At 69.2% G+C, this 21,819-nt stretch carries 17 protein-coding genes; 11 read left to right on the top strand and 6 right to left on the bottom strand.

Features of this window, described 5'->3' with window-relative positions:
- Positions 1-15: 15 nt before the first annotated feature.
- Complete coding sequence (locus GPA27_RS16640) at positions 16-2,448, bottom strand: LPS-assembly protein LptD (RefSeq protein ID WP_211165051.1); 2,433 nt, start codon at positions 2,446-2,448, stop codon at positions 16-18.
- 114 nt (positions 2,449-2,562) lie between these two features.
- On the opposite strand from GPA27_RS16640, the gene GPA27_RS16635 reads away from it, so the two are divergent.
- The 10 genes from GPA27_RS16635 (at position 2,563) to hemF (ending at position 13,870) form a co-directional block, all read left to right on the top strand.
- Positions 2,563-3,567 (top strand): aminoglycoside phosphotransferase family protein, encoded by a 1,005-nt coding sequence (locus GPA27_RS16635; RefSeq protein ID WP_169141682.1) that lies wholly within the window; start codon positions 2,563-2,565, stop codon positions 3,565-3,567.
- An 8-nt stretch (positions 3,568-3,575) separates the two neighbouring features.
- Positions 3,576-4,256 (top strand): N-acetylmuramate alpha-1-phosphate uridylyltransferase MurU, encoded by a 681-nt coding sequence (gene murU, locus GPA27_RS16630; protein ID WP_169141713.1) that lies wholly within the window; start codon positions 3,576-3,578, stop codon positions 4,254-4,256.
- A gap of 57 nt (positions 4,257-4,313) precedes the next feature.
- Positions 4,314-5,678 carry an aminopeptidase P N-terminal domain-containing protein gene (locus GPA27_RS16625; protein WP_169141681.1) on the top strand — a complete coding sequence of 455 codons (1,365 nt, stop codon included), beginning with the start codon at positions 4,314-4,316 and terminating at the stop codon, positions 5,676-5,678.
- Positions 5,665-6,816: an FAD-dependent monooxygenase gene (locus tag GPA27_RS16620; RefSeq protein ID WP_169141680.1), complete on the top strand. Its 1,152-nt coding sequence runs from the start codon at positions 5,665-5,667 to the stop codon at positions 6,814-6,816. The genes GPA27_RS16625 and GPA27_RS16620 overlap by 14 nt, the downstream gene beginning before the upstream one ends.
- A gap of 83 nt (positions 6,817-6,899) precedes the next feature.
- Entirely contained in the window at positions 6,900-8,621 is a 1,722-nt protein-coding gene (locus tag GPA27_RS16615; protein WP_169141679.1) for a diguanylate cyclase, read from the top strand.
- 90 nt (positions 8,622-8,711) lie between these two features.
- The gene (gene dusB, locus GPA27_RS16610; RefSeq protein WP_169141678.1) at positions 8,712-9,734 is read left to right on the top strand and encodes a tRNA dihydrouridine synthase DusB; all 1,023 of its coding nucleotides are present in this window, start codon (positions 8,712-8,714) and stop codon (positions 9,732-9,734) included.
- The gene (locus tag GPA27_RS16605) at positions 9,731-9,967 is read left to right on the top strand and encodes a helix-turn-helix domain-containing protein (protein WP_050414691.1); all 237 of its coding nucleotides are present in this window, start codon (positions 9,731-9,733) and stop codon (positions 9,965-9,967) included. Before dusB ends, GPA27_RS16605 begins: the two co-directional genes overlap by 4 nt.
- Positions 9,968-10,039: 72 nt before the next feature.
- Positions 10,040-11,629, top strand: a complete 1,590-nt coding sequence (purH, locus tag GPA27_RS16600) for a bifunctional phosphoribosylaminoimidazolecarboxamide formyltransferase/IMP cyclohydrolase (protein ID WP_169141677.1) — start codon at positions 10,040-10,042, stop codon at positions 11,627-11,629.
- Positions 11,630-11,649: 20 nt separating this feature from the next.
- Complete coding sequence (gene purD, locus GPA27_RS16595; RefSeq protein WP_169141676.1) at positions 11,650-12,927, top strand: phosphoribosylamine--glycine ligase; 1,278 nt, start codon at positions 11,650-11,652, stop codon at positions 12,925-12,927.
- A gap of 13 nt (positions 12,928-12,940) precedes the next feature.
- Positions 12,941-13,870 (top strand): oxygen-dependent coproporphyrinogen oxidase, encoded by a 930-nt coding sequence (hemF, locus tag GPA27_RS16590; protein WP_169141675.1) that lies wholly within the window; start codon positions 12,941-12,943, stop codon positions 13,868-13,870.
- A 62-nt stretch (positions 13,871-13,932) separates the two neighbouring features.
- On the opposite strand, the gene GPA27_RS16585 is transcribed toward hemF, so the two are convergent.
- The 4 genes from GPA27_RS16585 to hemC form a co-directional block, all read right to left on the bottom strand.
- Complete coding sequence (locus GPA27_RS16585) at positions 13,933-15,108, bottom strand: heme biosynthesis HemY N-terminal domain-containing protein (protein ID WP_169141674.1); 1,176 nt, start codon at positions 15,106-15,108, stop codon at positions 13,933-13,935.
- A 10-nt stretch (positions 15,109-15,118) separates the two neighbouring features.
- The gene (locus tag GPA27_RS16580) at positions 15,119-16,207 is read right to left on the bottom strand and encodes a uroporphyrinogen-III C-methyltransferase (RefSeq protein ID WP_256223004.1); all 1,089 of its coding nucleotides are present in this window, start codon (positions 16,205-16,207) and stop codon (positions 15,119-15,121) included.
- Between the two features lie 128 nt (positions 16,208-16,335).
- Positions 16,336-17,133 (bottom strand): uroporphyrinogen-III synthase, encoded by a 798-nt coding sequence (locus GPA27_RS16575; protein WP_169141672.1) that lies wholly within the window; start codon positions 17,131-17,133, stop codon positions 16,336-16,338.
- 23 nt (positions 17,134-17,156) lie between these two features.
- Positions 17,157-18,104 carry a hydroxymethylbilane synthase gene (gene hemC, locus GPA27_RS16570; protein WP_169141671.1) on the bottom strand — a complete coding sequence of 316 codons (948 nt, stop codon included), beginning with the start codon at positions 18,102-18,104 and terminating at the stop codon, positions 17,157-17,159.
- Positions 18,105-18,271: 167 nt separating this feature from the next.
- Between hemC and ppc the strand changes: the two genes are divergently transcribed.
- A complete protein-coding gene (gene ppc, locus GPA27_RS16565) occupies positions 18,272-21,019 on the top strand; it encodes a phosphoenolpyruvate carboxylase (protein ID WP_169141670.1) in 2,748 nt (915 codons plus the stop codon).
- A gap of 16 nt (positions 21,020-21,035) precedes the next feature.
- Here the strand turns inward: ppc and GPA27_RS16560 are convergent, their stop codons facing one another.
- The gene (locus GPA27_RS16560; RefSeq protein WP_169141669.1) at positions 21,036-21,800 is read right to left on the bottom strand and encodes a LytR/AlgR family response regulator transcription factor; all 765 of its coding nucleotides are present in this window, start codon (positions 21,798-21,800) and stop codon (positions 21,036-21,038) included.
- Between the last annotated feature and the right edge of the window lie 19 nt (positions 21,801-21,819).

The following is a 21,819-nucleotide window of genomic DNA, read 5'->3' as shown; positions in this document are numbered from 1 at the left end:
TGGATGTTGGGGCGCTCATTCGGCGCCGAAAACGCGATCGGAAACGGGATCGTTGATCTTCCCATAACCGGCGACGCTGCGTTTGAGCAGATTGACCGGGCTGGTGCCTACGCTCGCGAGGTCGTTGAGCTCGAGCTGCACGAACACCGCCTGGGTGACGTCATTGGGGTCGGTCGCGAAGCGGTGCACCGCGGTACGCACGACCCAGCAGCCGCCATCGTACTCGATGCCCGCGATCGCCTCGGTGATGCGGTCTTCCTTCAGCGAGCGCGTCACGCGCCCGACGCCGTACCATCCGCCGCCCAGCGGCCACTGGCCGGACAGCGCGAGATCCTGGACCTTGTCGCTCTCATCGGCGAGCCGGCCGCGCGAATAGCGGTAGGACAGGTTCAGCGCCTTGGCGAAATCCGGCTGGTAGCGCACGCCGACGTTGAAGCGTTCGGTCCACATGTCGCGCGGGTTGTACTGCAGGGTCGAGTCGAGCCAGGTCTTCTGCATCACGTAGCCGCTGAAGAGGCCGAGGACGTCGGCACGGCGGCCGGTGCGCGGCTCCTCGCCGGGCAGCGTCACGCGCTGGTCGTCGAAGTAGAAGCGCTGGCCGACGGTCGCGCGCAGGCGCTCGCCGCCGGATTCGGGGTCGATCAGGCGCGAGGTCACCGCCGCGGTCACCTGGTTCGCATCGGCGATGCGGTCGCCGCCCGAGTACTGGTTCTCGGAAAAGATCTGCGCGAGGCCGAAGTCGTAGCGCGACGAATCGAACACCGGAATGTCGGACTGGTCGCGGAACGGCGTCTTGACGTAGAACACGCGCGGCTCCAGCGTCTGCAGGAAATCGCGGCCGAACAGGCTGGTGTCGCGCTCGAAGAACAGGCCGCTGTCGACGGAGAAGATCGGCACCGAGCGCGTGATCGAGCGGCTGTTGCCGCTCAGGTCGCGGTCGAGGTCGTACTGCGTGTAATGCAGGCCGACCTTGGGCGTGACGTAATAGCCGGCGCGCTCGAAGGGCAGCGACACCTGCGGATGGAGGGTGAAGCGGCTGCCCTCCGCAAGATTCGAGTCCGGATGGTCGAACTGCACGTATTCGCCGCGGAACGCAAAGGCCGAGCCGCCGATCAGCTCGCCGCGGTTGGCGTTCAGCAGCAGCTGCGGCAGCATGCGATACGGCTCGCTGCCCGACAGGGTCTGGTAGCTCTGCACCAGCGCGGAGGCGTTCCACCACTCGCCGCCGGCATAGTTCAGCGTGCCCTTGCGCACGAGGTTCGCACGCGAGGCGACCGACACGCGCGAACTGAGGTCCTCGAAATACTCCTTGTCGGTGACGCCGTTCCAGTCGATTGCCGCGAACAGGCTGGGCGTGATGACCTGCGTATGCTGGAAGGAGCCCAGCGCACGCTCCTCGCCGGTGACGTTGTCGCGCGGCAGGTATTCGACACGCGCCTCACCGGCCTGCGTCGGTGTCAGGTAACGGAACTCGGTCGCCAGCTGCACGCCGCGGCGGCCCATGACGCGCGGGGCAATCGTCGCGTCGTAGTTCGGCGCGATGTTCCAGTAGTACGGCACCGAGATGTCGAGACCGACCTTGTTCGACATGCCGAAGGTCGGCGCGAGGAAGCCCGACTGGCGCTGGCCGACGAGCGGAAACTCCGCCCACGGCCACCACAGCATCGGCACGTCCTGGAACACCAGGCTCGCGCCCTGCGCGGTGCCGAGTTCGCGGTCGTAGTCGAGGTGCAGGTCGCTCGCCTTCAGGTACCAGTCGGGGTCGCTCGCCTCGCAGGTCGACCAGGTCGCGTTCTTCAGGCGGTACTGGTTCTCGCCCTCGAAATACAGCACATCGGCCGAACCGCCCCCGGCGACCTCGCGCGGCGTCTCGCCCGGCTGCACCGGCGCGGTCGACTGGCGCTTGATGCGGTAGGTCGGCGACTCGAACGAGCCCAGCCGCTCCTCGAGCTTGAGCCGCGCCTCCGGTCCGCTCATGCTGTCCTCGCCGCGCTTGAGCCGCACATTGCCCTCGGCATGGGCCTCGTCGTCGAGCTCGCGGTAGCTCAGCTTGTCCGCGGAAAGCAGCAGATCGTCGCGCTGCAGCTCGGCATCGCCTTCCGCCACGAGCTCGACCGAGCGCGTGCCGCGAATGCGCTGGGCACGCACCTCGGTCGCACCCGGCGGCAATGCGGCAGTCGCCTGCGCGGGCAGCTTCGCAGCCGGCGTCGGTGTCGCGGCGGCGGGCGCCGGAGCAGGCGCCTTCGCTGCAGGGCGGCCATCGGCCGCAGGCTGTGCGGCCTCCGCCGGAGCCGCAGCGGGCGCAGGCTTGGCTGGCGCGCGGGGGCTACCGCCACCGAGCAGGTCCGGCGACACGACCAGCGGCGGCAGTCCGGCCGCCAGGGCCGAGCCCGAGAAACAGCAAAGCAGCAGCAGCGGGATCGCCCGCAGCTGCGTTCTCAATCGCATATCGCGCAAAGCGCTTTCCCCAATCCTGGTTTCATCGCCGGCGGCCCGTGCCCGGCACGGTCCCGGCCTTTTGATAAACTCGCGGATTTTACACGAAGCGTTGCGGAGAACCCGGTGCACAGACTTGCCCAACTGAACGACTGGCTGACCACCCGAATGTCCGGAAAGACCTTCGAGCTGACGCCCGCATCGGCCGACGCCAGTTTCCGTCGCTATTTCCGCGTGAACTTCGCCGACGGCAGCCCCAGCCTGGTCGTCATGGACGCCCCGCCCGAGCGCGAGGACTGCCGCCCCTGGCTCAAGGTGGAGGAACTGTTCCGCGCCGCCGGCGCACACGTCCCGGAAGTGCTCGCGCAGGACCTCGACCAGGGCTTCCTGCTGCTTTCCGACCTCGGCAGCACGACCTACCTCGCCGCGCTGAACAAGGACAACGCCGCCCACCTCTACGCCGACGCCCTCGGCTCGCTGATCGCGATCCAGCGCGCGAGCCGCCCCGACGTCCTGCCCGAATACTCGCGCGAACTGCTGCTGCGCGAGCTGATGCTGTTCCCCGATTGGTACATCGAGCGCCACAAGGGCGTCACCCTCGACGACCGCCAGCGCGTCACGCTGATGGACACCTTCGACCGCATCCTCGCGGTAAACCTCGCCGAACCGCAGGTCTTCGTGCACCGCGACTACCACTCGCGCAACCTGATGTACCTCCCGGGCCAGGCCAACCCCGGCATCATCGACTTCCAGGACGCGGTGTACGGCCCGCTCACCTACGACCTCGCCTCGCTGTTCAAGGACGCCTATGTCCACTGGGAAGAGGACTTCACCCTCGACATGCTCGCGCGCTACTGGGAAGCGGCGCGCAAGCTGGGCCTGCCGGTGCGGGACGACTTCTCGGACTTCCACCGCGACTACGAATGGATGGGCGTGCAGCGCCACATCAAGGTGCTGGGCATCTTTGCACGCCTGTATCACCGCGACGGCAAGGACGGCTACCTCGCCGACATGCCGCTGGTGATGGACTACCTGCGCCGCGCGTGCAAGCGCTACCGCGACCTCGGCCCGCTGCTGAAGCTGCTCGACCGTCTCGACCCCGAGCCGGTCGAAGTCGGCTACACCTTCTGATGCGCGCGATGATCCTCGCCGCCGGACGCGGCGAACGCATGCGCCCGCTGACGGACGCCTGCCCCAAGCCGCTGCTGCAGGCAGGCGGCAAGGCGCTGATCGTGTGGCACATCGAGCGCCTGCGCGACGCCGGCTTCAGCGACATCGCGATCAACCACGCCCATCTCGGCGCGATGATCGAGGCCGCCCTCGGTGACGGCAGCGCCTTCGGCGTGCGCATCCGCTACTCGCCCGAGGCCGAGGCGCTGGAGACCGCCGGCGGCATCCGCCAGGCGCTGCCGCTGCTGGGCGACGCGCCCTTCGTGGTGGTGAATGGCGACGTGTTCTGCGACGCCGACCTCGCGGCCCTGCGCACCCGCGGCGCCGCGCTCGCGGCCAACGGCGACCTCGCCCACCTGCTGCTGGTGCCCAATCCCGAACACCATCCCGGCGGCGACTTCCATCTCGCCGGCGGGCGCCTGCACCGCGACGGCGAGCCGCGCCTGACCTTTTCCGGCATCGGCGTGTACCACCCCGCACTCTTCGCCGGAATCGCGGCGGGCGCGCGCGCCGCCCTCGGGCCGCTGCTGCGCGACGCGATGGACGCAGGGCGCGTCGGCGGCACGACGCATGACGGCTACTGGCTCGACGTCGGCACCCCGGCGCGGCTCGCCGAACTCGACACACGACTGCGACGGACCGGCACCTGAACGCGCAGCAGCCGGTCCGGTCGAATCCGACACCCGCGCACATGCCATAATCAGCCGATGAACACGCACCTCGACCCGCAGTTCGCCCCCCTCACGCTCGATATCGCTCCCTTCCGCGCCCGCCGCGAGCGCCTGCTCGCGCGCATGAACGCACTCGGCGGGGGCGTCGCCGTCGTACCGACCGCGCCCGAATACGCACGCAACCGCGACACGCACTACCCCTTCCGCTACGACAGCTATTTCCACTACCTCACCGGCTTCGGCGAACCCGAGGCGGTGGTCGTGCTGATCGCCGGCGACACGCCGAAATCGATCCTGTTCTGCCGCGAGAAGAACGAGGAGCGCGAGATCTGGGACGGCTACCGCTACGGCCCGGACGCCGCGCGCGAGCGCTTCGGCTTCGACGAAGCCTGGACCATCGGCGAGCTCGACCAGCGCCTGCCCGACCTGATGTCCGGACAGCCCGCGCTGTGGTGCAGCCTCGGCCACGACAGCGACTGGGACGCACGCGTGATGCGCGCCCTCAACACCGTGCGCGCGAATGCCCGCGCCGGCGCGATCCCGCCGCATGCGATCCGCGACGTGCGCGCCGAGCTCGACGAGATGCGCATCCTCAAGGACGCCGCCGAGATCGCGATCATGCGCCGGGCCGGCGACATCTCCGGCGAAGCCCACCGCCGCGCGATGGCCGCGACCCGCCCCGGCCGCTTCGAATACGAGATCGAGGCCGAGCTGATCCACGCCTTCCGCCGCGCCGGCAGCCAGGCTCCCGCCTACCCCTCCATCGTCGCCAGCGGCGCCAACGCCTGCGTGCTGCACTACGTCGAAAACGAGCGCCAGATGCGCGACGGCGAGCTGCTGCTGATCGACGCCGGCTGCGAACTCGACGGCTACGCCTCGGACATCACCCGCACATTCCCCGTTAACGGCCGCTTCAGCGGCCCGCAGCGCGACATCTACGAACTCGTGCTCGCCGCCCAGACGGCCGCGAAGGCCGCGATCCGTCCCGGCGCACACTGGAACATGCCGCACGACGCCGCCGTCGAGGTGCTCGCCCAGGGCATGCTCGACCTCAAGCTCCTGTCCGGCAGCCTCGCCGAAGTGCTCGAACAGGGCCACTACCGCCGCTTCTACATGCACCGCACCGGCCACTGGCTCGGGCGCGACGTGCATGACGCGGGCGAATACAAGCTCGATGGCGAGTGGCGGCCGCTGGCGCCGGGCATGGTGCTGACGGTCGAGCCGGGGTGCTACATCCGCCCCGCCGAAGGCGTGCCGGAAGCGTTCTGGAACATCGGCGTGCGCATCGAGGACGACGCACTGGTCACCGAGGACGGCTGCGAATACATCACCGAAGCGGCACCGCGCTCGGTCGCCGACATCGAGGACGTCATGCGCGAGGCCGCCGATGGGGCAGCATGACCTGCTGATCGTCGGCGCCGGGCCGGTCGGCCTGTCGCTGGCCCTCGCCCTCAAGGACAGCGGCCTCGCGATCGCGCTGGCCGACACGCGTCCGCGCGACGCCGTCGCCGCCGACCCGCGCGCGCTCGCGCTGGCCCATGGCTCGCGCCTCACGCTCGAACGCCTGGGCGTGTGGCGCGACCTGCCGACGACGTCGATCCGCCACATCCACGTGTCGCAGCAGGGCGGCTTCGGCCGCACCCGGCTCGAGGCCGACGACTACGGTCTGCCTGCGCTCGGCTACGTCGTCCAGGCAGGCGCCCTGGCCGGGGCCCTGCGCGACGCCGTCGACCGCGCCGGCATCACGGTCATGGACCAGACCGAGGTGACCGGCCTGGCCGCGGGCGCCGACGCGGTGACGGCCAGCCTCGCCGGCACCGCCATCCATGGCAGCGCCGCTCGCGCCCGCCTCGTCGCCTGTGCCGAAGGCGGCCTGCAGGCCGGCACGCCGGACATCGTCGAGCGCGACTACGGCCAGCACGCACTCATCGCCAACGTAGGCATCGCCGGCAGCCACCGCAATACCGCCTTCGAGCGCTTCACCAGCGAAGGGCCGATCGCATTGCTGCCCCATGGCGACGAGTATGCCCTGGTGCATGTCGCCTCACCCCAGCGTGCCACCGAACTCCTGGCCCTGCCCGACGCCGCCTACCTCGAACAGCTCCAGCGCCGCTTCGGCAGCCGCGTGCAGTTCGTGCGCGTCACCGGGCGACTGCGCTACCCGCTGGTGCTGCGCTACCGGACCGACCCCGTCGGCCAGCGCACCGTGTGGCTCGGCAATGCCGCCCAGACCCTGCACCCGGTCGCCGGCCAGGGCTTCAATCTCGCACTGCGCGACGTGTGGGCGCTCGCCCGCACCCTGCTCGAGCATGGCGGCGACCCCGGCCTCGCCGGCACGCTCGCAGCGTGGCGCGACGCCCGCCGGCTCGACCGCTTCGGCGCGATCAACTTCACCGATGGACTCGCGCGCATCTTCAGCAACGACTTCGCCCCCCTGCACCACGCGCGCGGCGCCGCCCTGTTCGCCCTCGACATGCTGCCGCCGCTACGCCACTTCCTCGCCCGCCGCATGATGTTCGGCGCCCGCGCCTGGCCGTAGCACGCACGGCGCCGGCCCCGCCGGCAACCCGCCGTTCGTTATATGATTGCGGCCGGACAATCCTGGCGCCAACGTTCCATCACATGAACAAGAACATGCGGATTCGCTACAAAATCACTCTCGCGGTCGGCGTTGCAGTCACGGTCGTGCTCGTGGCGATGGCGTTCTTCTACACGCACTTCCAGGAGCAATCGGTCCTGAGCCAGAACGAACGCACGATGGAAAAGCTCACCGAAAGCGTGGCCCAGGGCCTGCAGGCGGTGATGCTGGCGGGTTCCGCGGACATCGCCGAATCCTATGCGGACCGTCTGAAGAAGGTCACCGACATCCTCGACTTCCGCATCCTGCGCACCAACGGCGACGAAGCCTTCCGCGACAACAAGACCATCCACGACGTGAACCGCCGCCGCGGCGAGGAAACCTTCACGCCGCGCGATCACGAACAGCAGATCCCCGTGCTGCCGGCCGACGACGCCAACCTGCTCGCGGCGGTGAGCGAAGGCCGCACGCTTGCCATCTACGAACCCGGCCCGGACGGCCACCGCAACCTGACCTTTCTCGCCCCGATCAAGTACACCGAGGCCTGCAGCAAGTGTCACGGCACCGCGCACAAGGTGCGCGGCGTGATCAAGCTGACGACCTCGCTCGCCGCCGTCGAACGAGACATCTACGAGGTGCGCCAGTACGCGATCGGCGGCCTCGCCCTGGCGCTGATGGCGACCATGCTGCTCACCGGCTACATGCTCGGACGCACCGTCGTCGAGCCGCTCGAGAGGGTCACGCACGCGATGTCCCGTGTTTCCGACGGCGACCTCAATCACCAGGTGCCGATCCACAGCCGCGACGAAATCGGCACCATGGCCAACAGCTTCAACCGCATGACCTCGGAGCTGAGAACGACGTACGACGGCCTGCGGCGGGAACAGGACAAGCTCACGACCATCATCCACGGCGCCGGCGAAGGCATTGTCGTCACCGACAGCACCGGCGAGATCGTGCTGGTCAACCCCGCCGCCGAACGCCTGCTCGAAAAGCCGGCAAGCCAGCTCGTCCGGGAAGGCTTCTACGCACTCCTCGACGACGAGGAGCAGATGCGCCTGTGGCTGTCCGATCCCGAACAGGGCGGCGCGATCACCACCGCCTACAAGGGGCGGGTCCTGCAGATCTTCGCCTCGACGATTTTCGGCAGCGACCACAACGTCGTCGGATCCGCTGCGCTGCTGCGCGACATCACCGAGGAAAAGCGCCTCGAGGATGAATTGCGCCGGCTCTCGACCACCGACGGCCTCACCGGCCTGTTCAACCGCCGCCACCTCGACGCCACGCTGGACACCGAATACAACCGCGCACAGCGCACCGGCACCTCGCTCGCGGTGCTGATGTTCGATATTGACCATTTCAAGAAATTCAACGACACCTACGGCCACGATCAGGGCGACCGCGTGCTGCAGTCGGTGGCGCGGAACTTCCACGACGCACTGCGCAAGTACGACCTCGCATGCCGCTACGGCGGCGAGGAATTCGTCGGCATCCTGCCCAACACCACGCTCGAGGGCGCATTCTGCGTCGCCGAGCGGCTACGGGTGGAAATCGAAGCCGCGGAAGTCGACGGCCTCAAGGTCACCATCAGCGTCGGCGTCGCCGCTTTCCCCGAGCTTTCCGTCGCGACCCCGGAGGGCCTGATCGAGGCCGCCGATGCGGCGCTCTACCGCTCGAAGGAGGGCGGACGCAACCGCAGCACGCGCGCGCTTCCTCCCGAGCCGAGCACGCCCGCAGCGACGGGCGCGGATACCACACCGGTGTGACGCAGTCGCTGCCCGTGGCGAGCATTCCCCTGCTCGCCCGGCGCCGCATGGGGTAAAATCCCGACCTTTCCCCCGCAACACGCCCCGCCCATGCAGTACGCCGGTTTCACCCTGCGCAACAACCTGTTCGTCGCCCCGATGGCCGGCGTCACCGACCGCCCCTTCCGCCAGCTGTGCAAGAAGCTCGGCGCGGGCGTCGCCGTGAGCGAGATGGTCACCTCCAACTCGCTGCTCTACGGCAGCGCGAAGACGCGCCGGCGCGCCAACCACGAGGGCGAGGTCGATCCGATTTCGGTGCAGATCGCCGGCGCCGACCCCCACATGATGGCCGAGGCCGCCCGCTACAACGCGGACAACGGCGCACAGATCATCGACATCAACATGGGCTGCCCGGCCAAGAAGGTGTGCAACGTGATGGCGGGCTCCGCGCTGATGCAGGACGAGCCTCTCGTCGCCCGCATCCTCGAAGCCGTCGTCGCCGCAGTGCCGAACACCCCGGTCACGCTCAAGTTCCGCACCGGCTGGAACCGCCAGAACCGCAACGCGCCGATGATCGCCCGCATCGCCGAGGAATCCGGCATCTGCGCCATCGCGATCCACGGCCGCACCCGCGCCGACCAGTACATGGGCGAGGCCGAATACGACACCATCGCGCACGTGAAGACCCTGGTGAAGATCCCGGTCATTGCCAACGGCGACATCACCTCGCCCCAGAAGGCGAAGTACGTGCTCGACTACACCGGCGCCGACGGCGTCATGATCGGCCGCGCCGCCCAGGGCCGGCCGTGGATCTTCCGCGAGACCGAACACTTCCTGGCGACCGGCGAGCTGATGCCTTCGCCGCTCGTCAGCGAGATCCTCCAGGTGTGCCGCGAACACCTGTCCGACCTGTACGCCTTCTACGGCGAAGATACCGGCGTGAAGGTCGCCCGCAAGCACATCTCCTGGTACACGAAGGGCCTGGTCGGTTCGGCCGCCTTCCGTCGTGCGATGAACCAACTCCCCGACGTCCGCTCGCAAATGGCGGCCGTCGAGGACTTTTTCGGCCAACTGGCCCTGCAGGACGCCCGCCTGCGCTACGAAGAAGACCTCCCGCAGGAACTTGCCGCATGAGCCGCCCCAACGAGATTGCCGATTCGGTGCAGCGCACCCTCGATCAGTATTTCCGTGACCTCGACGGCGAAAAACCCGCCGCGATCTACGAGATGGTGATCCGCAACGTCGAACGCCCGATGCTCGAGTTTGTCCTCCGCCAGGCCAACGGCAACCAGACCGTGGCCGCGGAGATGCTCGGCATCAACCGCAACACGCTGCGGCGCAAGCTCACCGAATACGAACTCCTGTAAGCCCGAATTCCGCCGCGTGCCGTCGCTTGCGCACGGCTTCCCGCCTTCCGACTCCTTCCTGCGATCCGAACGATGAAAGTCTCCCAAGCCCTGATCAGCGTCTCCGACAAGCGCGGCGTCCTCGAATTCGCCCAGGCCCTGCACGGCCTCGGCGTGAAGATCCTGTCGACCGGCGGCACCGCCTCGATGCTGCGCGAGGCCGGCCTGCCGGTCACCGACGTGTCTGAGCACACCGGCTTCCCCGAGATGCTCGACGGCCGCGTCAAGACCCTGCATCCGACGGTGCACGGCGGCATCCTCGCGCGCCGCGACCTGCCCGAGCACATGGAGACCATCGCCGCGCACGGCATCTCGCGCATCGACCTCGTGGTCGTGAACCTCTACCCGTTCGCGCAGACCGTCGCCAAGCCCGACTGCACGCTCGAGGACGCCATCGAGAACATCGACATCGGCGGCCCGACCATGGTGCGCGCCGCGGCGAAGAACCACGGCGACGCGAAGGGCGGCGTCGGCATCGTCACCAACCCCGAAGACTACGCTGCGATCGTCGACGAACTGAAAGCGAACGGCGGAGAACTGAGCTACAAGACCCGCTTCGCCCTCGCGGTGAAGGCCTTCACCCACACCGCCCGCTACGACAGCGCGATCTCCAACCACCTCACCGCGCTCACTTTCGGCGACAACGGCGAAGTGGCCAAGCAGGCCTATCCGGAGCGCTACCAGGTCGCCTTCGACAAGGTGCAGGATCTGCGCTACGGCGAGAATCCGCACCAGTCGGCGGCCTTCTACCGCGAGCCGAACGCCCCCGAGGGCTCGATCGCCGCGTACCAGCAGTTGCAGGGCAAGGAACTGTCGTACAACAACATCGCCGACGCCGACGCCGCGTGGGAATGCGTCAAGGCCTTCGAAGGCACGACGCCCGCCTGCGTCATCGTCAAGCACGCCAACCCCTGCGGCGTCGCCATCGCCGAGTCGCCGACCGCCGCCTACCGCAAGGCCTTCTCGACCGACCCGACCTCGGCCTTCGGCGGCATCATCGCCTTCAACTGCGAAGTCGACCGCGCCGCGGCCGAAGCCGTCTCGGCGCAGTTTCTCGAAGTGCTGATCGCCCCGGCCTACACCGCCGACGCGCTGGCGCTGCTGACCGCGAAGCAGAACGTGCGCGTCCTCACTTGCCCGCTCGGCAAGCCCGCCGGCGCACTGGACTACAAGCGCGTCGGCGGCGGCCTGCTGGTGCAGAGCGCCGACGAGGCCCGCATCCAGGTCGCCGACCTCAAGGTCGTCACCAAGCGCGCCCCGACCGAGCAGGAACTGGGCGACCTCCTCTTCGCGTGGCGCGTCGCCAAGTACGTCAAGTCGAACGCCATCGTCTACTGCCGTGACGGCATGACCGTCGGCGTCGGCGCCGGCCAGATGAGCCGTGTCGACTCCGCCCGCATCGCCGCAATCAAGGCCGAGAACGCCGGCCTTGCGGTCAAGGGCACGGTCGTCGCCTCCGACGCCTTCTTCCCGTTCCGCGACGGCCTCGACGTGCTCGCCCAGGCCGGCGCGACCGCCGTCATCCAGCCAGGCGGCTCGATGCGCGACGCCGAAGTGATCGCCGCGGCAGACGAACAGGGCGTCGCGATGGTGTTCACCGGCTTCCGCCACTTCCGTCACTGATCCGCAGCGCAGGAAACAGCATGAAAGTTCTCGTCATCGGCTCCGGAGGCCGCGAACACGCGCTGGCCTGGAAACTCGCGCAGTCGCCCAAGGTCACGCGCGTGCTGGTCGCGCCGGGCAACCCGGGCACGGCACGCGAGCCGCTGCTCGAGAACGTCGCCGTCACGGCGATCCCCGAGCTCGTCGAACTGGCGAAGCGCGAGCAGGTGCAGTTCACCGTCGTCGGTCCGGAAGCGCCGCTCGCGGCCGGCGTCGTCGACGCCTTCCGCGCCGCCGGCCTGCCGATCTTCGGCCCGACCAAGGCCGCCGCGCAGCTCGAAAGCTCCAAGGACTTCGCCAAGCGCTTCCTGATCCGCCACAACATCCCGACCGCGAAATACCAGACCTTCTCCGACGCGGCGGCGGCGCACGACTATGTGAACGCCCAGGGCGCCCCGATCGTCATCAAGGCCGACGGACTCGCGGCCGGCAAGGGCGTCGTCGTCGCGATGACCCTGGACGAGGCGCACGCCGCAATCGACATGATGCTCACCGACAACCGAATGGGCGATGCTGGCGCCCGCGTCGTGATCGAGGAGTTCATGCGCGGCGAGGAAGCGAGCTTCATCGTGCTCGCCGACGGCAAGCACGCCCTCGCCCTCGCCACCAGCCAGGACCACAAGCGCCTCAAGGACAACGACGAAGGCCCCAACACCGGCGGCATGGGCGCCTACTCGCCCGCCCCGGTCGTCACGCCCGAAGTGCATGCCCGCGTGATGCGCGAGATCATCATGCCCACGCTCGCCGGCATGGCGGCCGACGGCCTGCCCTACACCGGTTTTCTCTACGCCGGCCTGATGATCGACGACGCCGGCCAGCCGCGCGTGGTCGAGTTCAACTGCCGCATGGGCGATCCGGAAACCCAGCCGATCATGATGCGGCTGAAGACCGATCTCTCCGACCTGATCGACGCCGCCATCGGCTGCCGCCTCGATCAGATCGAAGCCGAATGGGATCGCCGCGTCGCGCTCGGCGTCGTCCTCGCGGCCGCGGGCTATCCCGAATCGCCGCGCAAGGGCGATGTCATCGACGGCCTGCCGACGACCGAAACCGAGGACGTGCACGTCTTCCACGCCGGCACCGCCGAGCAGGACGGCAAGGTCGTCACCGCCGGCGGCCGCGTGCTGTGCGTCACCGCGCTCGGCGACAACGTCCGTAACGCGCAGAAGCGCGCCTACGAGGTCGCCGACGGGATCGTCTTCGAAGGGAGGCAGTACCGCCGCGACATCGGTCATCGCGCCGTCGCGCGCAAGAGCTGAGGTCACCAGCACGATGAGCGCGCCCGACCGTTCCCTCGTCAAGGACTACCTCCTCGGCCTGCAGCAACGCATCGTCGCGGCGCTGGAAGCATTCGACGGTGAGGCCTTCCGCACCGACGCCTGGGATCGCCCGGGCGGCGGCGGAGGCATCACCCGCGTCATCGAGGATGGCCGTTTCTTCGAACGCGGCGGCGTGAACTTCTCGCACGTGATGGGCGCCGGCATGCCGGCCTCGGCGACGGCGCACCGCCCCGAACTCGCCGGCCGCTCCTTCGAGGCGATGGGCGTGTCGCTGGTCCTGCACCCGCGCAACCCGTACTGCCCCACCGCGCACATGAACGTGCGCTTCTTCATCGCGCTGCCGCCGGCGAACGAACCCGACGCAGCGCCGATCTGGTGGTTCGGCGGCGGCATGGACCTCACGCCCTACTATCCATTCGAAGAGGATGTCCGCCACTTCCACCGCACCTGCAAGGCAGCGGTGCTGCCCTTCGGCGGCGAGGCCGAGTATCGGCGGCTGAAGGAATGGTGCGACACGTACTTCTTCCTCAAGCACCGCAACGAGCCGCGCGGCGTCGGCGGCCTGTTCTTCGACGACCTCGGCGCGGACGGCAGGATCGCGTTCGATGACGGCTTCGGCCTCGTGAAGAGCGTCGGCGACGCTTTCGTGCCGGCCTACCTGCCGCTTCTCGAGCGCAGGAAGGACATCGCCTACGGCGAGCGCGAGCGCGACTTCCAGGCCTACCGCCGCGGTCGTTACGTCGAATTCAACCTAGTGTTCGACCGCGGCACGCTGTTCGGGCTGCAGTCGGGCGGGCGCACGGAATCCATCCTGATGTCGTTGCCACCCATCGTGAAATGGCGCTACGACTGGCATCCCGAAGCAGGGAGCGCGGAAGCGAAGCTCTACGACGAGTTCCTCAAGCCGCGCGACTGGTGCTGAGTACCGGCGACCGCCGGCAGGGATGAACGACGGCCGCTCCGCTCGGGGCGGCCGTTTCGTTTTCAGGCGGCGGAACGTTGAGCCGCGGCGCGGTAGTGCCCCTGCGCCTCGTCACCACGCTCCAGACGTTCGAGCAGGCCGGCGAGCGCGAGATGCGTCTCGATCGACGGTGCAAGGTTGAGCGACGCCTCGAGATAGCTCTGCGCCTTGCCCCACAGCTGCGCGTTCAGGCACAGGCGACCGAGCGCGAACAACAGGCCGGCATCCTTGGGATACATGCGCAGCCACTTCTCGCCGCGGGCGAGGCAATCGACGGCGTCGCCTTCGCAGCAATAACCGTACAGCCGGGCAAGGCCGCTGTCCCATTCCGCATCGAGCAGGCGCTCGAGCGTCCGGCGCGCGAGCGCCCCCTGGCCGGTTTCGGCGAGGTAGGGCACGGCACGCTCGACCAGACGCCGGTCGTTCAATTCGTCCGCGGGGATCTCGCGCCAGTACGCGGCCAGCCCCTCGGCGTCGCCGGCCAACTCGCGCATCCGCTCGAGATGCGCGCGCCGCAGCACGGAACGCACCTGGTCTTCGGACATGGCCTTGTGCTTGTGCAACTGGCGCGCGGTGCGCAGCACCTCGTCCCAGCGCGCGAGCGCCGACGCGACCCGCAGCGACAGGCGCAGCGCGGCGATATGGCGATGCCCGGCGAGCCGGAGGTTTTCCAAGTGCTCGGCAGCCTCCTCGAAACGACGCCCCTCCACCGCCAGTTCCGCCTCGGTCATCAGGCGTGCAACGCGCGATTCATCTTCCTGCTCGGCCGACTTGCCCAGCCAGATGCGATAACGGGTGTCGTCGCGCATCGCGTGTGCGGCCCGGGCGGCGACGAGCGCCGCCATCGAGCGGTTGTCGCCATCGGAAAACGCCGCGCCGGCGAACTTCACCGCCTGCGCGAAACGCCCCTCGAACAGCGCGCGCAGCGCATCGCGCAACGCGCGGCCGGCCTTTTCCTTGCGGCGCCGCTCGCGGTACTGGACGACACGCCCGGGCAGCGCCATCGTCCGGCGAATGACCCGCAACACGGCGTAGGCACTGACGAACGCGATGATCAGCCCGACGATGAGCAGGTTGAGCGAAAGCTGGACGCGCCACGGCGGGACGACGACCAGCACATAGCCGTCATTGACGCTCGCGAGCATCGCGACGCCGGCCGCGAGCGCGAAGATTCCGATGAGCCAGATCAAGGCACGCATGACCGGCTCCTCAGCGCGTGGCGCCGGCAGGCTGTTGCGCGGCACTCCCCTTCGCCGGCACTTCGGCGGGCGGTGCGGCAGGCGGGATGGCGAGAGGCGGAGCGTTCCGGCTCGCCTCGCCTGCGCGCGCCTGCAGCAGGCGCAGCGCGGCGACGCTCTCGACCGGCGCGGGCTGCTCGACCTTGACCGGCATTGCGGCGAGGGCCGCCAGCTCGGACAGGGTCTCCTGCACCTTGGCGTCACGCTTGTCGAAGTAGCGTCCGACCCAAGTCTGCGCCTGGGCGAGATCCGCCGAGAAAGTGCGCCCGTCGCGCGCCAGTAGCGCCAGGCGGGCGGTCAGCAGCCGGATCTTGAGGTTCTCGCGCAGGTAGGTACTCTGCGCCGGCGCAAGCAGAACCGGCTCGGGCTGGTCGAGACGCTCGATGCGCACCAGCGCGAGGATCTCGTGCCAAACCTCGTGCGCGATGCGCTGGATGAAATCCATCGGCGACGGCGTGGCCGCGGCCGGTGCAGCGGCAGCGCCGTCGCCGGTATCGACGGACGGCTGCGCAGCGAGCTCGCCGGCGAACGCCAACGGCAAGGTATCGGTACGTTCCAGCAGGCCTTCGAGACGCAGCGCGATGCCCGGCACATCCACCTGCGGCGCGGCTTTCAGCATTTCGATATCGCGTGCCAGCGCGCGCCGCAGCGGCAGCAGCTGGCCGGCATCCTGCGCGGCGACGCGCGCCTCGGCCCCCTGCAGGGCGATCAGCGCGGCCTCGGCGTTGCCGGCGAGCTGCAGCTGCTGCACCGCCATCGCGACGGCGTATTCCGCCTCGGCGATGACACGATCCTCGCGCGTGCGCGAGAACTGCTGATACAGGGTCTCGAGCGCCGCCGCCTGACCCTCGGTGGCCGCCACCTGGGCCTCCAGCGCACCGAGCTTGCCCTGCAGCGCGGCAATCGTCTCCTGCTGCTGGCGACCAAGCGCGCGATACTCGGTCACGGCCGATTCGCCCGCGGTGAGGCGCTGGGCGACTTCCTCGCGCACGGCAGCAACGCTGCCACGCATGTCGTAGACGTACCAGCCGAGCACCCCGGTCGCGACGAGTGCAAGCACCGAGATCCCGGCGGCGAGGCCGCCTCCGGAACTTCGAGCGGAGGCGGACGGCCGCGCGGCCGCTTCACGATTCGAAGCCGAGGCGGTTTCGGACGGACTGTTTTGGGTGAGCGCGGATTGTTCTTGGTTCATGGCCTGAGTGTAACCGAGGCGTGCCGAAAATGAGACTCGAGGGCGCCGAGGAGCCCCTCATCGCCCGCCGGCGTCTCGAGGACGAGCTCGAAACCGGCCGCGCGTGCGTGCGCAACGATGCGCGGATGGGGTGCGAAGACGGCGACCGTGCGCAGCGCCGGCCAGCCGTCGTCACCGACCATGGTACGCAGGTTGCCGACGCCTTCGCTGCTCGTGAGCGTGATCGCGTCGACGCGCCCGTCGGCAGCCAGACGCAGCAAGGGCGCGGGATCGATCGCGGGGCGGTAGCGGCGGTAACACGTGACGTATTCGACCGTCGCGCCCCGTTCGCGCAGCGTCTCGCCGAGGAGGTCGCGCCCGCCGTCGCCACGGAAGATCACGACGCGCCGGCCAGCGACCGCGCCCGCGGCGAACTCCGGCAGAGCCAGCACGGACTCGCTGTCGAAGCCGCTCTGCGGGGCGATGACATCCTTGAAGCCGTAGCCCGCCAACGCCCGCTCGCTGCCCTTGCCGACGGTGGCGACGCGCAGGCCGGCGGGCCACGCGCGACGCGCGAGGATGGGTCCGAGGGCGTGGCTCACGGCATTCGGGCTGACGAAGAACGCGAGATCGAACCCATCCAGCCGGGCGATGACGTCATCGAGGGCGCGGCGATCCTCGGGTTCGCCGATCGCGAGCACCGGAAAGCGCAGCGCGATGCCGCCGCGCGCTGCGATCGCCGCGCACAGGCTGTCGGCCTGCGCGGACGGCCGGGTCACCACGATGTGGCGCCCGGACAGGGTTGCCGCGTTCATCGCCTGGACCGTTGCGACCGGCCTCAGCCGATCTGGGCGAGGATTTCCTCGGCCCCCTGCTCGCGCAGGTCGGCGGCCAGCGCCAGCCCCAGCGTCTCGCAGTCGGCGGGATTGCCTTCGAGCTCGGCGCGCACGATGCGGCTGCCGTCGGGCAGCGCGACGAAACCGCGCAGCCACAGCTTGCCGGCACGGATCTCCGCGTAGGCCCCCAGCGGCACTTCGCAGCTGCCGGCGAGCGCGCGCGACACGGCACGTTCGGCGCGCACGCACGCCGAGGTGTCGGCGTCGTTGAGCGGCGCCAGCCAGGCGGCGACGTCCTTGCGGCTCGCGAGGCATTCGATGCCCAGCGCGCCCTGCCCGGCCGCCGGCAGCGACACTTCAGACGGCAGCTCGCTGCGGATGCGGTCGGCCAGGCCGAGGCGCTTGAGGCCGGCCGCGGCGAGGATGATCGCGTCGTATTGGCCCTCGTCGAGCTTGCGCAGGCGGGTGTCGAGGTTGCCGCGCAGGCTGGTCACCGCGAGCATCGGATACATCGCGTGCAGCTGCGATTCGCGCCGCAGCGAGGACGTCCCCACGACGGCCCCCGGCGGCAGTTCGTCAAGGCTCGCGTAGCGCGGCGACACGAAGGCGTCGAGCGGCACCTCGCGTTCCGAGATGCACGGCAGTGCGAAGGGCTCGGCGAGCTGCATCGGCACGTCCTTCATCGAATGCACGGCGATATCGGCGCGCCCCTCGAGCAACGCTGCCTCGAGTTCCTTCACGAACAGGCCCTTGCCCCCGACCTTGGCCAGCGGGCGATCGAGGATCTGGTCGCCGCGGGTCGTCATGCCCAGCAGCTCGACGCGGCAGCCGGGGTACAGCGCCTCGAGGCGGGCCTTGACGTGCTCGGCCTGCCACAGCGCGAGCCGGCTTTCGCGGGTGGCGATTACGATACGTTCGGGCGGGTTGAATTCGGCGGAAGTTGCGCTCACGGTAAACGGACTCGTCGACAGATGATTTAGGATCCTGACAGGCGCGGCACATACCGCGTTGCAACATCAGGGTTCGCGCCAATGGCGCCGCAGCAAAACAGCATTCTAGCATGGACGTCCGAGCGCACCTCTCGCCCCCCGAACCCCAACACTGCAACGGAAACATCATGACCCAGGACAAGGACGCACCACTGCGCGAAGACATCCGACTGCTCGGCCGCATGCTCGGCGACACCGTGCGCGACCAGCAGGGCGAAGCCATGTTCGGCCTCATCGAACGCATCCGCCAGACCTCGGTGCGCTTCCGCCGCGACGACGACCGTGCCGCACGCCAGGAGCTCGAAGGCATCCTCGATGCGCTGTCGCGCGAACAGACGATCCAGGTCGCGCGCGCGTTCAGCTACTTCTCGCACCTCGCCAACATCGCCGAGGACCAGCACCACATCCGCCGCAGCCGCGCCCACCTCATCGCCGGCTCAGCGCCGCGCGAAGGCAGCCTCGCGCATGCCCTCGCGCGCGCCTTCGCCGGTGGCCACGAGGCGTCGGAACTGGCCGCGTTCTTCGACACCGCATCGATCTCGCCGGTGCTCACGGCCCACCCGACCGAAGTCCAGCGCAAGAGCATCCTCAACTGCGAGACCGACATCGCCCGCCTGCTCGACCGGCGCGACCGCATGGTGCTCACGCCCGAGGAGCGCGAGCACAGCGAGGAAGCCATGCGCCGTGCCGTGCTCATCCTGTGGCAGACGCGCATGTTGCGCCCGGCCAAGCTGTCGGTGGTCGACGAGGTGGCCAACGGCCTCTCCTACTTCGATGCGACCTTCCTGCGCGAAGTGCCGCGCCTGTACGCCGACCTCGAAGACCAGCTGGCGAAGCGCGACCCCGCGCTGGGCGCGCTCGAACTGCCCGCCTTCCTGCGCGTGGGCAGCTGGATCGGCGGCGACCGCGACGGCAACCCCTTCGTCACCGCCGAGGTGCTCGAACGCGCGCTCGCGATGCAAGCCGCTGCCGTACTCGGTTTCTACCTCGACGAGTTGCACACACTGGGCGCGCGCCTGTCGCTCGCAGGCGGCCTCGTGAGCGCCTCGGACGGACTCCTCGGGCTCGCGGAGCGCTCGCCCGACCTGTCCCCGCACCGCAAGGACGAGCCCTACCGGCGCGCGATCTCAGGCATCTACGCGCGCCTTGCGGCGACCCACCGCCTGCTGCTCGGCAGCGAACCGCCCCGCCACGCGGTCGCGCAAGCGGAGCCCTACCGGAACGCGTACGAACTGTCCGAAGACCTCGACATCCTCCACCGCTCGCTCGTCGCCAACGGCTCGGCCGCGCTCGCGCGCGGCCGCCTGCGCCTGCTGCGCCGCGCCGTGCGCGTGTTCGGCTTCCACCTCGCGCCGATCGACCTGCGCCAGAATTCGGACGTGCATGAGCGCGTCGTCGCCGAGCTGCTGGCGACCGCCCAGCCCGGCACCGATTACCGCGCGCTGGACGAGGCCGGACGCTGCGCGGTGCTCATTGCCGAACTGTGTACGCCGCGCCTCCTTGCATCGCCGCACGTGCGCTACTCGGACGAGACGGAGGGCGAACTGGCGATCTTCCGCGCCGCGCGCAACGCGCACCTGCGCTTCGGCGAGGAGGCGATCACCAACTGCATCATCTCCAAGACCGACGACGTCTCGGACCTGCTCGAACTCGCGCTGCTGCTGAAGGAAGCCGGCCTGCTACGCCCGCACGAGCAGGCGCTCGACGTGAATATCATCCCGCTGTTCGAGACCATCGAGGATCTCGCTAACGCGCCGACGGTGATGGACCGCCTGTTCGCGCTGCCCGGCTACATGAGCCTGCTGGAGTCGCGCGGCCGCATGCAGGAGATCATGCTGGGCTATTCGGACAGCAACAAGGACGGCGGCTTCCTGACCTCCGGCTGGTCGCTGTACAAGGCCGAGATCGGGCTCGTCGAAGTGTTCGCCAAGCACGGCGTGCACCTGCGCCTCTTCCACGGCCGCGGCGGCTCCGTCGGCCGCGGCGGCGGCCCGAGCTACCAGGCCATCCTCGCGCAGCCGGGCGGCGCCGTGCAGGGCCGCATCCGCCTCACCGAGCAGGGCGAGGTCATCGCCGCAAAGTACAACAACCCCGAAGTCGGCCGCCGCAACCTCGAGGTGCTCGTCGCCGCGACGCTGGAGGCGAGCCTCCTCGCCGAACGCGCCCCCGCGCCGCGCGCCGAATTCCTCGACACGATGCAGGCGCTGTCGGACGAAGCCTTCACCGCCTACCGCGGCCTCGTATATGAGACGGAAGGCTTCGAACGCTACTTCTGGGAATCGACGGTGATCTCCGAGATCGCCGAACTCAACATCGGCTCGCGGCCGGCCTCGCGCAAGAAGGGCACGCGCATCGAGGACCTGCGCGCGATCCCGTGGGTGTTCAGCTGGGCGCAGTGCCGCCTGATGCTGCCCGGCTGGTTCGGCTTCGGCGCGGCGGTGAAGGCGTGGCGCGCGGCCCATCCCGACGACGGCCTCGCACGCCTGCAGGCGATGTACAAGGAGTGGTCGTTCTTCGCGACGCTGCTGTCGAACATGGACATGGTGCTGGCGAAGTCCGACCTCGCGATCGCCTCGCGCTACGCCGGCCTGGTCAAGGACCCGGCGCTGCGCGACGCGATCTTCGGCCGCATCCGCGCCGAATGGGAGGACACCGTCGACGCGTTGCTCGCCATCACCGGCCAGAAGGAACTCCTCGACGACAACCCGCTGCTCAAGCGTTCGATCCGCAACCGCTTCCCCTATCTCGATCCGCTCAACCACGTGCAGGTGGAGCTGCTGCGCCGCCACCGCGACGGCCACGACGACGCGCGCGTGCGACTGGGCATCCACATCTCGATCAACGGGGTCGCGGCGGGCCTGCGCAACAGCGGCTAAGGAGGGAAACGGACCTTCAGATCCCCAGCGTCTGCTTCACCGCCGGCCATTGCCGGCGGCTCACCGGCAGGCCTTCGGGCAAGCCGCCCAGCAAGATGTCCCAGTGCGGCTCCCCGTCGTGCTCGCCCGCACGCTCCACGCCGACCACGGCCGCGCGCGCGACGAGGCAGTTGCGGTGGATGCGCAGGAAGCGGCCGGCGAACTCCTGCTCCAGTTGCACCAGCGACTCGTCGAGCAGGAATTCGCGCTCGGTGGTGCGCGCGGTCACGTATTTCAGCTCCGCACGCAGGAACAGCACGTCCGCGACCGGCACCAGCAGGATGCGACCGCGCTCGCTGACGCTGAAATGCTGCCGCGCTCCGGGCGCCAGCGCGGCAAGCGCCGCATCCGGCAGCGGGTGGCGGCTGCGCACCTTCGCCAGCGCGTCGGCGAGGCGCTGCGCCCGCACCGGCTTGAGCAGGTAATCGACCGCCGACAGCTCGAAGGCCTGCACCGCGTACTCGTCGTAAGCCGTCGTGAAGATCACCACGGGGGGCTTCACCAGGCGACCGAGGTGGCGGGCGAGTTCGACGCCGTCCATCACCGGCATGCGGATGTCCGCCAGCACGACGTCGGCCGGCTCGCTCTCGAGCAGACGCAGCGCCTCGACTCCATTGGCCGCGACACCGACGACGGCGGTCGGCTGCTCCTGAGCGATGTCGCCGAGCAGGTCGCGCAGGCGCGCGCGCGCCGGCGCCTCGTCGTCGACGATCACCACGCGCAGTGCCTGGACAGACTCCATCGAAGAACCTCCCCGCCCC

It is taken from the genome of Aromatoleum toluolicum (assembly GCF_012911005.2).
Lineage (GTDB): Bacteria > Pseudomonadota > Gammaproteobacteria > Burkholderiales > Rhodocyclaceae > Aromatoleum > Aromatoleum toluolicum.
The sequence above is the reverse complement of the archived record's forward strand: the minus strand, read 5'-3'. Positions and strand labels throughout refer to the sequence as shown.

Bases quoted from the DNA above. Each gene is read 5' to 3' on its own strand.
- GPA27_RS16640 (WP_211165051.1), bottom strand. From the start codon at position 2,448: ATGCGATTGAGAACGCAGCTGCGGGCGATCCCGCTGCTGCTGCTTTGC.
- murU (WP_169141713.1), top strand. From the start codon at position 3,576: ATGATCCTCGCCGCCGGACGCGGCGAACGCATGCGCCCGCTGACGGAC.
- GPA27_RS16625 (WP_169141681.1), top strand. From the start codon at position 4,314: ATGAACACGCACCTCGACCCGCAGTTCGCCCCCCTCACGCTCGATATC.
- GPA27_RS16620 (WP_169141680.1), top strand. From the start codon at position 5,665: ATGGGGCAGCATGACCTGCTGATCGTCGGCGCCGGGCCGGTCGGCCTG.
- GPA27_RS16615 (WP_169141679.1), top strand. From the start codon at position 6,900: ATGAACAAGAACATGCGGATTCGCTACAAAATCACTCTCGCGGTCGGC.
- dusB (WP_169141678.1), top strand. From the start codon at position 8,712: ATGCAGTACGCCGGTTTCACCCTGCGCAACAACCTGTTCGTCGCCCCG.
- GPA27_RS16605 (WP_050414691.1), top strand. From the start codon at position 9,731: ATGAGCCGCCCCAACGAGATTGCCGATTCGGTGCAGCGCACCCTCGAT.
- purH (WP_169141677.1), top strand. From the start codon at position 10,040: ATGAAAGTCTCCCAAGCCCTGATCAGCGTCTCCGACAAGCGCGGCGTC.
- purD (WP_169141676.1), top strand. From the start codon at position 11,650: ATGAAAGTTCTCGTCATCGGCTCCGGAGGCCGCGAACACGCGCTGGCC.
- hemF (WP_169141675.1), top strand. From the start codon at position 12,941: ATGAGCGCGCCCGACCGTTCCCTCGTCAAGGACTACCTCCTCGGCCTG.
- GPA27_RS16585 (WP_169141674.1), bottom strand. From the start codon at position 15,108: ATGCGTGCCTTGATCTGGCTCATCGGAATCTTCGCGCTCGCGGCCGGC.
- GPA27_RS16575 (WP_169141672.1), bottom strand. From the start codon at position 17,133: ATGAACGCGGCAACCCTGTCCGGGCGCCACATCGTGGTGACCCGGCCG.
- ppc (WP_169141670.1), top strand. From the start codon at position 18,272: ATGACCCAGGACAAGGACGCACCACTGCGCGAAGACATCCGACTGCTC.
- GPA27_RS16560 (WP_169141669.1), bottom strand. From the start codon at position 21,800: ATGGAGTCTGTCCAGGCACTGCGCGTGGTGATCGTCGACGACGAGGCG.